Here is a 13,740-nt window from a genome sequence, read left to right on the forward strand (position 1 = left end):
TCCTCGGCCGGAGCCGAAGGCGCCATCCAGGACTCGTCGAGTCCTGGATGTCTCGCCGCGACACCCGCAGAGTCGTCTGCATCACCACCCGCCCCAGGACAAGGAGCCCACCATGCCTCGCAGACCCGCCTCCCTCACGCTTCCCGACCTGAGCGGGAGGCGCGCCGTCGTCACCGGCGGCAGCGACGGCATCGGCCTGCGCATCGCGGCACGGCTGGCGGCCGCCGGCGCCGACGTGGTGCTGCCGGTGCGCAACGCCGTCAAGGGGGACGCCGCCCTCGCCACGATCCGGCGCGAGACGCCGACCGCCCGGGTGTCGACGCGACACCTCGACCTCTCGTCGCTGGCCTCGGTCGCCGACCTCGCCGACGAGCTGCTCGCCGACGGGCGGCCGATCCACCACCTCGTCGCCAACGCGGGCATCATGACGCCGCCCGAACGGCAGACCACGGCCGACGGGTTCGAGTCGCAACTGGGCACGAACCACCTCGGGCACTTCGCGCTCGTGTCACGGCTGCTGCCCTTGCTGCGGGCCGGCCACGCCCGCGTGACCTCGCAGATCAGCGTCGCCGCCGACTCGAACGCGGTCAACTGGGACGACCCGAACTGGGAGCGGAGCTACGACGGCATGCGCGCCTACAGCCAGTCGAAGATCGCCCAGGGCCTCTTCGGCCTCGAGCTCGACCGGCGCAGTCGCGCCCTCGGCTGGGGCATCACCAGCAACCTCAGCCACCCGGGGGTCGCCCCGACCGCCCTGCTCGCCGCGCGCCCCGAGCTCGGCCGGACCGGCGACACGGTCAGCGTCCGCGTGATCCGCGTGCTGTCGGCCCTCGGCGTCACCGGCACCCCGGACTCGGCGGCCCTGCCCGCCCTCTACGCCGCCGTCTCGCCCGACTCCGAGTCGGGCGGGTTCTACGGGCCCTCGGGCCCCGGACACCTCGGCGGCGGCCCGGCCCCGCAGAAGCTGTACCGCAACCTCACCGACGCGGACGCGGCCCACCGCAGCTGGCAGCTCTCCGAGCGGCTCACCGAGGTGACGTTCGCGACGTCCTGACCGCCCGCCGCGTCCGCGGCCGGTGTGGGCGGCCAGGCGGTGCCGCCACCACGCACGAACGCAGGAGGCGCGGGTCACGCGACCCGCGCCTCCTGCGTTCTCGTCGGCTCGGCCTAGCGGCGGACGGCGTCGATCTTGAGCATGCGCGCGATGACCGAGTCGAGCTGGCTGTCGTCGAAGATCTTCTTCCAGTCGTCCTTGACGATCGACTCGCGGCCGTAGTCCATCGCGATGTGGCAGGCGTCGCTGAACGGGTTCGAGCCGCGCAGGCCGTTGGTCAGCGCGATCCAGGTGTGGCCGTAGAGCATCGCGCGGGCGGCCTCGTAGGGCACCCCGACGCCGTCGACGGTCTCTTCGAGCGCCTCCTTCAAGAACGCACCGATCATGCAGGCCATCGTCTCGACCAGCGTCGGCTCGAGCACGGCCAGCTGCTTCACCGTCACGTAGTGCACGGCGATGACGGGTGCGTAGATCGTCGAGATGACCTGCGTCATCAGCTCGCGGACGGGCGAGTCCTCGGCCACGCCCTCGAGCGCCGCGACGACCTCCTGCGGGGCGGCCACGCCACCGAAGGTGTCGGCCCACTCCTCTTTCGTGGTCCGCTCGAGGAACACGCTGGGGTGGCAGGGGTGCGCCACCGCGTAGTGGATGTCCTCGCGCACGGCGAGCAGGCCCGCGTAGGCGGCCGCCGGGTCGAGGGTCAGGATGACGGCGCCGCTCTTCATCGCCGGGACGACCTGCTCGGAGACCTTGCCGAGCACCACGTCGGGCACGGCCAGGATGACCACGTCGGCGTCCGCCACGGCCACGTCGGTCGCGGTGACCGTGCGGCCGAGCGACTCGATCAGCTCGACGCCGGCGGGCGACGCCTCGCTGTAGAGGGTCGTGTAGGCGCTCTTGGCGAGGTTGTTCGAGACGCGCTGGCCCATCTTGCCGCCGGCGCCGATGACGGCGACGGTGACGTCGGACGAGCCCTGGCCGTCGGCATACGTGACGGTGCTCTCGGGGGCGGTCGTGTCGAGGGTGTCAGTCATTGTTCTTGCTCCTTAGTTCAGAGATGGTTCGTGTCGTCCACTCGGCTTCGAGCCGCGTGGTGGTCTCGGGGTCGCCCTGCCAGGGCAGCCAGTGCTCGACGACCTGGTTGACGCTCGTCGCGCCTCCGTCGCGCTCGTCGAGCGCCGCCCGGATGCCGTCGTAGTCGAGCCGGCCCTCGCCGAGCGGGGTGCTGGTCAGGGCGAACCCCACCCAGCCGTCCTTCCGCGAGAACGCGAAGTCCTTCACGTGCCAGTTCGCGACGAACGGCAGGCAACGGGCCGTCACGTCGGCCGGGTGCTCGAGGTTGGCCACGGTGTTCGCCGGGTCGAGCACGATGCCGAGCCGCGGGCTGCCGACCGCACGGACGACGGCCACGAGCTCGGTCGACCCGACCTGCTCGTACGTCTCGAGGGCGAGGGTGACCCCCGCCTCCTCGTACTCGGGCAGCACCTGGCGCAGCCGGTGCTCGGTCTCGGCCGCGTCGGGCCGGTCGTCGCCCGCGGTCCACATGCTGCGGACCAAGGAGGCGCGCAGCGCGACCGCGAGTCGCAGCCACGTCCGCAGGACGGTCGGCCCGGTGCCCCGGGTGCCGAGTTCGAGCGTCAGCCCGAGCTCGTCGGCCAGGCCCCGCAGCGCGGCGAGCTGCTCGTCGGTGTAGCCGGTCAAGGCCTCGTGGTCGCAGATCTGGAACAGCCGGACGCCCTGCGCGGCCGTGTCGCGCAGCATGTCGTCGAGCGTCATCTGCCCCGGGACGAGGTCGCTGCCCCGCCAGAAGTAGGCGTAGGTGCTGAGGCCGATCACGAGGTCACCCGGTCTCGGGATGCGGCGGTGTCGGCGGTGGCCGTCGCGTCTGGGGCGTCGTCGTCGGCCATCGTCTCGTCGAGCGCCAGCGCCTCGTCGAGGATGCGCTCCACCGCGGAGGCGTCGTGGGCGAAGCGGCCGAGGAACAACCCTCGCACCCGACCACCCAGCCCGGTCAGCAGCCCCGGCCCGGCGCTGCCGCCGTAGACGACCCGGCTGCCCGCGCGACCGGCCAGGCCGGCGAGGTGCTCCTCGACGGCTGCGACCACCGCAGTGATGTGCCCCGTGGACGCCGGGACCGGGGCACCGATCGCCCACAAGGGCTCGTAGGCGACGAGCAGCGCACCCGTCAGCCCGACCTCGTCGGCCGCGGCCAATGCCAGGTCGATCTGCTGCGTCACCTCGAGCGCCGCGACGGCGGGCGACGTCTCGTCGGCCTCGCCCACGCAGAGCAGCGGGGTGATGCCGTGGCGCAGCGCCGCCGCCGTCTTGGCCGCGACGACCGCGTCGTCCTCGTGGAAGAGGGTGCGCCGTTCGGCGTGGCCGATCTCGGCGAGGGTGCAGCCGATCTCGGCCAGCTCGGCGCCGCTTACCTCACCCGTGAAGGCTCCGGCGTCGTGGGTCGCGAGGTCCTGGGCACCGAGGCGGACCGGGGTGCCGGCCAGCGCCTCCTGCACGGGGACGAGCGACGGGAACGTCGGCACGACGAACAGCTCGACCACGCCCTGCCGCACCGCGGGGTGGCGCCGCGCGATCTCGGCCACCTCGGTGCTCCACGCGAGGGTCCTCGCGTGCGAGAAGTACATCTTGAGGCTCACCCCGATCGTGAAGCGGGCCGAGGGGGGCCGGACGGGTGCGGTCGCCACGTCGGTCACGCCGCGTCGATGCCGACGGGCTCGCCCGAGCCGTCGTAGCCGCAGATGGCCGCGACCTTCTCGGCCGAGGCGCTCGAGGTGTCGAAGCGGTAGGTGAGGAACTCCTTCGCCAGGCGGCGCATGAGCTCGACGCCGATGACGCGCTGGCCCATGCAGAGCACCTGCGCGTCGTTCGACAGCACGGCGCGTTCGACCGAGAACGTGTCGTGCGCGGTCACCGCCCGGATGCCGGGCACCTTGTTGGCCGCGATGGCGACGCCGAGCCCGGTGCCGCAGATCAGGATCGCCCGGTCGGCGCGGCCGTCGGCGACCATGCGGGCCGCCTCGACGGCGACGTGCGGGTAGGCGGTGTGACCGTCGGCGGCGACACCGACGTCGGCGACGCTCGCGACCCCGTCGTTCGCCTCGAGGTCCTTCTTGAGGACCTCTTTGTAGTCGTACCCGGCGTCGTCCGATCCGACGACGATGCGCAGCTGGTCAGCCATGGTGGTGCCTTTCGTGGAGGGTGGGGAGGAGGGGGTCACGCGGCGGGTTGCGGCGCGAGGACGCGTCCGACGGCTCGCGTGATGAGCCCGAGCGAGGTGGCGCCGGCGTCGGGCGTGCCGAGGCTCTTCTCGGCGTGGGGGCGGGCGCGGCCCATCTTGGGCAGCAGGTCGGCCGTCGCCTCGGCCGCCGTCACGGCGACCTCGGCCGCCGCGGCCCAGGCCGTGGCGAGGTCGACGCCGTCGTCGATCGCGGCGGTGAGCGCCGCGTCGAACGGGACGAGCACGTCGACCATGGTCTTGTCGCCGACCGTGGCGCCGAACTCGAGGATCGCCTCGGTCGCGCCCGAGACGCCCCGGGCCACGGAGGCGCGGTCGGGGGCCGCCTCGTCGCCCACGGCCGCGCCGAGGCTCGCGAGGGCGGCACCCCAGAGGGCCCCGGAGGTGCCACCGGCGCGGTCGGACCAGGCGTCGCCGGCGAGGTCGAGGACGGTGCCCGCCCCCGCGCCGGCGAGCACGGCCTCGCGAGCCGCGGCGACGGCCGCGTGGACCCCGCGCTGCATGCCGATGCCGTGGTCGCCGTCCCCGGCGACGGCGTCGATGCGTCCGAGCTCGTCGACGTTCTCCTCGACGGTGGCGCGAACCGCCTCGAGGGCGGCCAGCACCAGGTGGGCGGCCTGCTGCGACGCGGGGGTCGCGGGCGGGATCGTGATCGCGACCCGCGCCTCCTGCTCGGCGTCGTCCGCCCGCAGCGCGGCGTCGACGGAGCCCTTCTTGTAGGCGGGTGCGTCGACCGGGGCCGCCCAGAGGCGCTCGAGTTCGTCGTCGAGCCAGAACAGGGTCAGCGAGACGCCGGCCATGTCGAAGCTCGTGACGAGCTCGCCGACCTCGGGCTCGACCACCTCGACGCCCGCCTCGCGCAGCAGCGCGTCGACCCGGGCGTAGACGACGAAGAGTTCTTCGTACTTCACCGAGCCGAGCCCGTTGAGCAGCACGGCGACGCGCCCGCCACTCGCCTCGTCGACGCCGTCGGGCAGTTCGTCGGTCGCGAGCAGCGACTCGACGAGCAGCTCGGCCAGGCCGTCGGCCGTGGGGACGTCGGCCTCGCCGATGCCCGGTTCGCCGTGGATGCCCATGCCGACGGCCATGCGGCCCTCGGGCACGGTGAACAGCGGTTCGTCGGCTCCGGGCAGCGAGCAGCCCGAGAACGCCACGCCGACGCTGCGGGTGCGTTCGTTCGCCTTGACGGCGACGCGGACGACGTCGGCGAGGTCCGCGCCCTCTTCGGCGGCGGCCGCGGCCGACTTGAAGACGGTCAGGTCTCCGGCGATGCCGCGACGCTTGTGCTTCTCGGCGATCGACGCGCTCGAGATGTCGTCGGTGACGACGACCGTGCGCGTCTCGACGCCCTCGTCGATCAGCTTCTGCTGGGCCTTGTCGAAGTTCAGGACGTCGCCGGCGTAGTTGCCGTAGCTGAGCAGGACGCCCCCGCCGTTCTGGGCGGACTTGGCGACGGACCGCACCTGCTGCCACGAGGGCGACGCGAAGAGGTTGCCGAGGGCGGCACCGTGGGCGAGGCCCTGGCCGACGAGCCCGCCGAAGGCCGGGTAGTGACCGGAGCCGCCGCCGACGACGAGCGCGACGCTGCCGGGAGTCGAGCGGGTCGCCCGGACCACGCCGCCGTGGACCCGTCGCACCCAGCGCTGGTTGGCGGCCACGAAGCCGTCGATCATCTCGTCGGCGAAGTCGCCCGGATCGTTGAAGAGGCGTGTCATGAGAACTCCAGGAGGCGGTGGTCCGGTCGACGGCGCGACGGGGCGGAGAAGGGAGGCGGGGCCCGGGTCGGTGCTCGTCCGGGCCCCGCGGGGGTGAGGGGTGTGACCGTCGGTCAGTCGAGCCCGGCGGTGGCGGCCAGGTCGGCCTGCTCGCGGGGGCTGAGGGTGCCCTCGGGCTTCTTCATCCGGCTGAGCGCGATCATCAGCACGGCGGACAGCAGCATGAAGAACCCGACGATGAACATCGGCGCCTTGTAGTCGCCGGTGACGTCGGTGACGAGGCCCGTGATGTACGGCGCGCTGAAGCCGGCGAGGTTGCCGACGGTGTTGATGAGCGCGATGCCCGCGGCCGCCGCGACCCCGGTCAGGAACTGCGTGGGCAGGGTCCAGAAGTTGGGCAGGGCCGCGAAGATCGCCATGGCGGTGACGGCGATCACCGCGATGGTGAGGGCGGGGGTCTGGGCGTAGAGAGCGAGCGGGATGCTCACACCGCCGACGACGGCGGGGATCACGATGTGCCAGGTCTTGAGACCGCGACGCGAGGCGTCACGCGACCAGAAGTACAGCGCGAGGGCGGCGGGGACGTAGGGGATGGCCGTGATGAAGCCGCGCTGGGTGACGGTGAACTCGGTGCCGAACTGCTCCTGGAAGCCGCCGATGATGGTGGGCAGGAAGAAGGCGAGCGCGTAGAGGCCGTAGATGAAGCCGAAGTAGATGAAGGAGAGCATCCACACGCGGCCGTTCCTGAAGACGACGCCGAGGCCCGGGTGCTTGCCGGTGGTCGAGACGGCACCCGTCTTGGTCGAGGCCTCCTTGACCAGTGCCTGGGTGAGCCAGACCTGCTCCTCCTTCGTGAGCCACTTGGCGTCGGCGGGCTTGTCCTTCAGGTAGAACCAGGCGACGATGCCGACGACGATCGCGGGGATCGCGACGCCCGTGAACATGAAGCGCCAGCCCTCGAGGCCGAAGAAGACGCCGTCGTGGCTGATCAGCCAGCCGGCGAGCGGGGCGCCGATGACGGTGGTGAGGGGCTGGGCCAGGTAGAAGAGGGCGAGGATCTTGCTGCGGTGGGCGGCCGGCACCCACAGGCTCAGGAAGAGGATCGCGCCGGGGAAGAACCCGGCCTCCATGACGCCGAGCAGGAAGCGCAGCGCGACGAGCTGCTCGAAGTTCTGCACCCAGGTGAAGAGCAACGCCACGATGCCCCAGGTCACCATGATGCGGGCGAGCCACTTGCGGGCGCCGAACTTGTGCAGGGCGAGGTTCGACGGCACCTCGAGCAGGATGTAGCCGATGAAGAACACGCCCGAGGCGAAGCCGAACTGGGCGGCCGACAGGGCGAGGTCGGACTCCATGCCGTTCGGGGCGGCGAAGCCGATGGCGGTGCGGTCGAGGTAGTTGATGAAGAACATCAACGCCACGAACGGGACGAGCCGGACGGCCACCTTCTTGATCGCGGACTTCTCGACCGCGCTCTGTGGCGCGGACGTTCGGGTTGTGGTGTCCACATCGACTCCTTCGGATCTAACGACGTTGTTGGATGACGCCTTCGACCGATGCCGGTGGCGCGCAGGGACCATCGTGCCTTTTCCGTCCATATCTGTCAACCGGTTGACCAATTGGACGATGCGAATGGACTGCGAGCTCGTCGGCGACGGCAGGACCACGGGCCCCGCTGACTAAGCTCGCACCGTGCCGGCATACCCAGAGAGCGACCCCACGAGCCTCGATCTCGAGCTCGAGATGGTCCCGCGCGGCACCGCGGTGAGCGAGGTCGTCAAGCAACTCGTGGCCCTCTTGACCGCCGGCGAACTGACCCCGGGGTCGCGCCTCCCGCCCGAGCGGCAGCTCGCCGAGCGCCTGGGCGTCGGCCGGTCGGCCGTGCGCGAGGCCCTGGCCGCCCTCGAGATCCTCGGCATCGTCACGGTGCGGCCCGGGTCGGGCACCTACCTGCGCGACCAGACCTCGGAGCTGCTGCCGACGACGCTCAGCTGGGGCCTCATGCTGAACGCGGCGCGCACGCGAGAGCTCATCGAGGTGCGCGGTGGCCTCGAGATCCAGGCCGCGGCCTACGCGGCCGAGCGCGCCACCGACGCCGACGTCGAGAAGCTGCGCGGCTTCGTCGAGGCGATGGCCGACTCGCTCGGCGACCTGGACGCGTTCCTCCAGGCCGACATCCGGTTCCACCTGCAGATCGCCGTCAGCGCCGACAACGTCGTGCTCAAGGACCTGCTGCAGAGCACCCGGTCGCTGCTGCGCCTGTGGGTCGAACGAGGGCTGACCGAGAAGGACCAGGCCGAGGCCGCCTACCGGGAGCACCGGGCCGTCTTCCGGGCGATCGAGGCGCGCGACCCCGACGCCGCGCTCGCGGCGATGCGCGACCACATGGCCACCGCCGCCGACCGGGTCCGGAGCGCGACGGTCGCCTAGGCCGGGTCGACGGTTCGCCGTGGGCGGCTCGGCGGTACCACCACCACGCGAGGACGCAGGAGGCGCGGGTCACGTGACCCGCGCCTCCTGCGTCTGGTGGTGGTGGCGGTGCGACCCGCGGGGTCAGCCGCGGCGGCGGAGGGTGCGGTGCGCGAGGCCGGCGACGGCGGCACCGACGAGGGGTGCCACGACGAAGACCCAGAGCTGCGCGAGGGCGTCGGGGCCGCCGTAGAGGGCGGCGGCGACCGAGCGGGCCGGGTTCACCGACGTGTTGCTCACCGGGATGCTGATCAGGTGGATGAGCGTCAGCGTGAGGCCGATGGCCAGCGGCGCCAGGGCCTTGTACTCACCCTTGGCGGTTACTGACAGGATCACGCCGACGAAGACGGCGGTCAGCACGACCTCGGTGACGAGCACGGCTCCGAGACCGAAGCCGCCGGGCGACGACGCGCCGAAGCCGTTCGACGCGAAGCCCGAGTCGCGGGCCGCCGCGAAGTAGCCGGCGGGGCCGTCGGCGGCGACGAGCGCGACGACGCTCGACCCGGCGGCGGCTCCGACGAGCTGCGCGACGACGTAACCGGGCACGCTCGACCACGGCGTGCGACCGGCCAGGGCGAAGCCGACCGTCACGGCCGGGTTGAAGTGGCCGCCCGAGATGTGGCCGACGGCGTAGATGCCCGCCATCACGCTCAGCCCGAACGCGAAGGCCACGCCGAGGAAGCCCACGCCGAGCGCGTTGCCGTCGTCGGGGAAGGACGAGGCGAACACGGCCGTGCCGACGCCTCCGAGCACGAGCAGGAACGCTCCGAACGCCTCGGAGGCGTAGCGCGCCAGTGGCGTGTACGTCTCGGCGTGCTGCGTGCGCTGCTCTTTGGTGTTCCGGCTGGCGGAGGGGGTGCGGGGCATGGCGGTTCTCTCGTGTGTGGTGGGTGTCGGGGGTGTCGGGGGAGACGGGCTAGTCGTCGGACGAGGTGAGGTTCTTCACCGTGTCGACGGGGACCGGCGGGATGCCGCGCTTGACGCCCCGCAGGCCCGCGGCGACGAGCACCGCGGTGACGACGGCGAAGACGGCGAAGACGATCAGCGCGGCGGCCCAGAGGGGCACGGCCAGGGCGAGCATGGCGACGGCGGTGCCCGCCAGGAGGATCACGGTCACGATCGCGAGGACGGCCCCGACGGCGAGCAGCACGACTCCGGATCGCGCGTCGCGCGCCCGTCCGGCGATCTCGTCGCGGGCGGAACTCAGCTCGGCACGGACGGCCTTCACGAAGGGCTCGATGGCCCGGGTGCCCAGCTGGTCGCGGAACCGACCGGCGAATCCGGCCTCGCCCTGCTTCTCGTCGGCTGTGCTCATGGTGGTCCTTCTCTCGCTGAGGCCACTCGGGGCGGTGGCCGGGGATCGCCGTGCCGCGATGCGGACACACCATTCGGACGCGTGCGGCGCCCCACCCGTCATCGACCTCCAGCGAGCTTCCAGCCTCGGTTCGGCGGGCACTCGCGAACCGGCCAGGCGGGGGACAACGTCAGGCGTCAGGCGTCAGGCAGGATGGCCTGGTGGCGCGACGCGAGGTTCCCGTGATCGGCCTCGTCGCGTCGACCAGCGCCGCGGTGCGCCAGGCGGACGGGCCCGACCGGTTCGCCCGCACCGATGCCGCCGTCGACCGGCTGCGTCACGGCGGACGCTCACGCGAGGACGCCCTCTACCTGCTGTCGTCGTACTGGACCGGCGAGCACGGCCGACAGCTGCCGACCCCACGCACGCTGATGATCACCATCGTGGTGACGGTGGCCGTCTGCATTGCTGCCGTCGTCGCCTTCGGCTCGACCGGCATCGCATGGCTCGCCGCCGTCTTCTTCGGCGGAGGACTGCTCTGGCGCGGAGCCGTCGAACTGCGGCGCCTCCACCGCAACTGGTACGGCTCGCCCGAGCGGCGCACCGCCGTCCGCTCCCTCGTGGGCGTGGCCCTCGACGTCGTCGGCGTCTACCGCGACGGCTACCGCCTCCCCCGGGAGGCGCGCGCGGCTGACCGACGCTGGGCCCGGTCCTCTGAGCGTCCAGGACGAGGTGCCGGCCACATGTGTTGCTTCCTCGCGTACACGCGAGGCACCGGGCCGTCGGCCGGGGTCAGTCGGCCAGTCGGCCTCGGAGCTCGATGGCGATCTCGGAGGCGTCGAGGTTCGCGAGGGCGTCCGCGAGGACGTCGGCGTCGAACAGGCCGTTGTCACGGGCGTCGAGCAGGGCCTCGCGCTGGGCCGTCAGCATCGCGAGCGTGTGGGCCATCGAGGCGTCGAAGCCCTCCTTCGAGCGGTCCGCCGTGCGGGGATCGGGGCCGGGCACCGCGTCGGCGCTCTCGCGCATCAGCTCGAAGATCTTCGTTCGCTCGGACTCGTTCTGCGCATGCTCCGCGGTCTGGTCGACCGGCGGCGACAGCCGCCTCAACAGGGGCCCGATCGTGCCGCCCTGCAGCAGCAGCGACAGCGCCGCCACCGCGAACGCGATCAGCACGAGCACCGGGCGCTGCGGGGTGTCCTCGGGCAGCGTCTGCGCCGCCGCGACCGTCACGGCGCCGCGCATGCCGGCCCAGACGACGGCCGTGCCGTCCCGCCAGCCGAGCGGCTGCCGCAGGAAGTACTCGATGTCCGCCAGCCCCTGCGTGACGCGCCTCGTGAACTGGTCGAGGGTGCGCTGAGAGGGGGTGCGGGTCCTGCCCTCGGGGCGACGTCGACCGCGTCGAGGGGAACGGGCGCGGGGTGACCGACCGGCCTCCGGGACGTCCGCGGGCTCGCCCACCGCGCCTCCTGCGGTGTCGCCGGAACCTGAGCCCGCACCGGCACCCGCACCGGCATCGGCCTCGACCTCGAGCTGCCGCGGGTCGGTGCGCGCCCGCCGGTTCAGCTCGGCGAACGAGCCGCCGGCGCCCTCGGACTCGATGCGCAGCTGCATGCTCTGCACCCGCGGCTGCATCGCCTCGGCGTGCCGCGCCCGGGCCGACAGCACCCGCAGCAGCGGCGCGACGTACGCGGCCCGCACGACGATCGTCAGCACCAGGGCGCCGACCGCGACCAGCAGGGCCGGCAGCACCCCGGCGTGGTCTTCTTGCACGTCGGTGACGATCGACTTGATCTGCAGACCCATCGTCAAGAAGACCGCGCCCTCGAGCACCAGCTCGACCGTGCGCCAGTTCTGCGAGTCCGACAGGCGATTCTGCGGCGACAGCACCCGCGGCGCCCGGATGCCCGTGACGAGACCCGCGACCACCGCCGCCACGAGCCCGGACGCCCCGACGGCGCTCGCCGGGAGCGACGCGACGAACGGCACGGCGAACGAGATCACCGTGTTGACCGTCGAGTCGGTCAGCCTGCGCCGGACGGCCAGGTTGGCCGCGCCGACGACCAGCCCGATCACGAGCGCCACGACGACCGAGTAGGCGAACGTGCCCAGCGCACCCCAGAACGAGAAGGAGGCGGCGGTCGCCACGATCGCCGTGCGCAACAGCACCAGCGCGGTCGCGTCGTTGAGCAGGCTCTCGCCGTCGAGCATGGCGACGACCCGCTTCGACACCGACGTCTGTTTCACGATCGAGGTCGCGACCGCGTCGGTCGGGCTGATCACGGCACCGAGCGCGACGCCCCAGGCGAACCCGAGGTCGGGCAGGACGAGCTGGAAGAACACGCCGAGCAGCAGCGCGGTCGCCACGACCAGCACCACGGACAGGCCGCTGATCGCCCCGAACTCGCGACGGAAGTTCATCGCCGGCATCGAGACCGCCGACGAGTAGAGCAGCGGCGGTAGCACACCGGCGAGGATCAGCTCGGGGTCGATCTCGACCGACGCGAACACCGGCAGGAAGCTCGCGGCGACCCCGACGGCGACGAGCAACAGGGGAGCGGCCACGCCGAGCCGCGGGCCGACGACCGTCGCCGCCGCGATCACCACCAAGCCGGTGACGAGCAGGACGAGCAGCTCGGCGATCTCCATCAGACGTCGAGCAGGACGCGCATCGCCTGGATCAGGGCCCGGTTGCCGTCGCGGAGGGCGGCGACCTCGGCCTCGAGGGCGGCGACGCGGGTGCCGGCAGGCACGTGGGTGCCCGCGGTCGCGCGGGTGCCGGTGGTCGCCGGGGGTGCGGGTGCGGGCTCGGGGGCGGCTTCGGGCACGGGAAGGGACGCGGGCTCGGGCTGCGGCTCGGGTTCGCTCTCGGGCGCTGGCTGGGACTCGGGTGCCCGCTCCGGCTCCGGCTCCGGCTCCGGATCGGGCTCGGGCTCCGGCTCCGGCTCCGGCTCGGGCTCCGGCTCCGGCTCCGGCTCCGGATCGGGCTCGGGCTCGGGCTCGGGGGCAGGATCGGACGTCGCCCAAGGGTCGTGCTCGGATGCGCTCGCGGGTTCCGGTTCGGTCGCGGGTTCCGGTTGCGTCGCGGGTTCCGGGCGGGTCGCGGGTTCCGGTTCGCCTGCGGGTTCCGGAGGTGCGGCGGACCCAGGTGCCTCGGCGGGTCCGTCGTCCGTCGGGGACGCGACCCGCGCCTCCTTCGTGGTCTTGACGACCTGCGAGAACTTGGGGCGGGGCTTCCGCTGCGACTTCGGGGACTCGGGCGACGCCTCGTCGACCCAGTCGCTGAGGGTCTGGCGGGGGACGTTGAACTCTTCCGCCACGACCGTCAGGACGTTGCGGTCGGTCGGGTTGGTCATCTTGCGCTGCAGCACCCTGGCGGTCGCGGCCTCGCGGGTGGCGTCGTCGTACCACTGGTCGAAGGGCATGATGCGATTCTAGGGACGCGCGGCCGCCCGGTTTCAGCCGTCGGTGAGAGCCGCCGCGTACGCACGGACCGACCGGTGGTACCGGGGCAGGGTCGGCTCGACGGCCTCGATCGCCACGCGCAGGGCCTCGTCGGGGCGGCCCGCGCTGTGCAGGGCGAGCGCGAGGAACACCTGCGGCGCGGCTCCGGTGGCGGGGTGCAGGGGGGCGTCGCGGAGCATCGTGATCGCCTCGTCGACGCGGCCGAGGTTGCGCAGGGTCGAGGCGTGCTGCACCACCATGCGCGCGGCACGGTCGGGGTCGACGGCGTCGAGGCCCGCCTCGGTCGCGGCGGCGTAGTGGACGTGGGCCTCGGCCTCGCGTCCGCCCGAGTCGTGCGCGCCACCGAGCTCGAAGGCGCCCAGCGCGGGGTGCGGGGCCGCGGCGGCCAGGGCCGCCATGCGCTCGATGCGCTGCTCGTCGTCGACGGTCTCGTCGGCCCAGAGGGCGGCGACGCGACCCTCCCAGTCATCGGTGCTCATCCGGCCACGCTAGC

Annotated in this window: 13 protein-coding genes; 2 read left to right on the top strand and 11 right to left on the bottom strand. The window is 72.7% G+C overall.

Annotated features, from left to right (window positions below):
* Positions 1–112 precede the first annotated feature (112 nt).
* Positions 113–1,054, top strand: coding sequence for an SDR family oxidoreductase (locus AC3CCI_RS07320; RefSeq protein ID WP_488628565.1), 942 nt, complete (start codon positions 113–115; stop codon positions 1,052–1,054).
* A gap of 113 nt (positions 1,055–1,167) precedes the next feature.
* On the opposite strand, the gene AC3CCI_RS07325 is transcribed toward AC3CCI_RS07320, so the two are convergent.
* From AC3CCI_RS07325 to AC3CCI_RS07350, 6 genes are all read right to left on the bottom strand, one after another.
* Positions 1,168–2,088 (bottom strand): phosphogluconate dehydrogenase C-terminal domain-containing protein, encoded by a 921-nt coding sequence (locus AC3CCI_RS07325; protein WP_488628566.1) that lies wholly within the window; start codon positions 2,086–2,088, stop codon positions 1,168–1,170.
* Positions 2,081–2,890, bottom strand: coding sequence for a sugar phosphate isomerase/epimerase family protein (locus AC3CCI_RS07330; RefSeq protein WP_488628567.1), 810 nt, complete (start codon positions 2,888–2,890; stop codon positions 2,081–2,083). The genes AC3CCI_RS07325 and AC3CCI_RS07330 overlap by 8 nt, the downstream gene beginning before the upstream one ends.
* Positions 2,887–3,765 (bottom strand): triose-phosphate isomerase family protein, encoded by an 879-nt coding sequence (locus tag AC3CCI_RS07335; protein WP_488628568.1) that lies wholly within the window; start codon positions 3,763–3,765, stop codon positions 2,887–2,889. The genes AC3CCI_RS07330 and AC3CCI_RS07335 overlap by 4 nt, the downstream gene beginning before the upstream one ends.
* The gene (locus tag AC3CCI_RS07340) at positions 3,762–4,250 is read right to left on the bottom strand and encodes a ribose-5-phosphate isomerase (protein WP_056260280.1); all 489 of its coding nucleotides are present in this window, start codon (positions 4,248–4,250) and stop codon (positions 3,762–3,764) included. The genes AC3CCI_RS07335 and AC3CCI_RS07340 overlap by 4 nt, the downstream gene beginning before the upstream one ends.
* 35 nt (positions 4,251–4,285) lie before the next feature.
* The gene (locus AC3CCI_RS07345; protein WP_488628569.1) at positions 4,286–6,022 is read right to left on the bottom strand and encodes a dihydroxyacetone kinase family protein; all 1,737 of its coding nucleotides are present in this window, start codon (positions 6,020–6,022) and stop codon (positions 4,286–4,288) included.
* A 113-nt stretch (positions 6,023–6,135) separates the two neighbouring features.
* Positions 6,136–7,530: an MFS transporter gene (locus AC3CCI_RS07350; RefSeq protein WP_488628570.1), complete on the bottom strand. Its 1,395-nt coding sequence runs from the start codon at positions 7,528–7,530 to the stop codon at positions 6,136–6,138.
* 184 nt (positions 7,531–7,714) lie between these two features.
* Between AC3CCI_RS07350 and AC3CCI_RS07355 the strand changes: the two genes are divergently transcribed.
* The gene (locus tag AC3CCI_RS07355; RefSeq protein ID WP_488628571.1) at positions 7,715–8,452 is read left to right on the top strand and encodes a FadR/GntR family transcriptional regulator; all 738 of its coding nucleotides are present in this window, start codon (positions 7,715–7,717) and stop codon (positions 8,450–8,452) included.
* 123 nt (positions 8,453–8,575) lie between these two features.
* On the opposite strand, the gene aqpZ is transcribed toward AC3CCI_RS07355, so the two are convergent.
* The 5 genes from aqpZ to AC3CCI_RS07380 all read right to left on the bottom strand — a co-directional run bounded on the left by aqpZ (position 8,576) and on the right by AC3CCI_RS07380 (position 13,726).
* Entirely contained in the window at positions 8,576–9,358 is a 783-nt protein-coding gene (gene aqpZ / locus AC3CCI_RS07360; protein ID WP_488628572.1) for an aquaporin Z, read from the bottom strand.
* A 49-nt stretch (positions 9,359–9,407) separates the two neighbouring features.
* The gene (locus AC3CCI_RS07365) at positions 9,408–9,806 is read right to left on the bottom strand and encodes a phage holin family protein (protein WP_488628573.1); all 399 of its coding nucleotides are present in this window, start codon (positions 9,804–9,806) and stop codon (positions 9,408–9,410) included.
* Between the two features lie 771 nt (positions 9,807–10,577).
* The gene (locus tag AC3CCI_RS07370) at positions 10,578–12,431 is read right to left on the bottom strand and encodes a cation:proton antiporter (protein WP_488628574.1); all 1,854 of its coding nucleotides are present in this window, start codon (positions 12,429–12,431) and stop codon (positions 10,578–10,580) included.
* Positions 12,431–13,207 (bottom strand): hypothetical protein, encoded by a 777-nt coding sequence (locus tag AC3CCI_RS07375; protein WP_488628575.1) that lies wholly within the window; start codon positions 13,205–13,207, stop codon positions 12,431–12,433. The genes AC3CCI_RS07370 and AC3CCI_RS07375 overlap by 1 nt, the downstream gene beginning before the upstream one ends.
* Positions 13,208–13,240: 33 nt before the next feature.
* Entirely contained in the window at positions 13,241–13,726 is a 486-nt protein-coding gene (locus tag AC3CCI_RS07380) for a tetratricopeptide repeat protein (RefSeq protein ID WP_488628576.1), read from the bottom strand.
* Positions 13,727–13,740 lie beyond the last annotated feature (14 nt).

The organism is Frigoribacterium sp. CF331 (assembly GCF_057787905.1).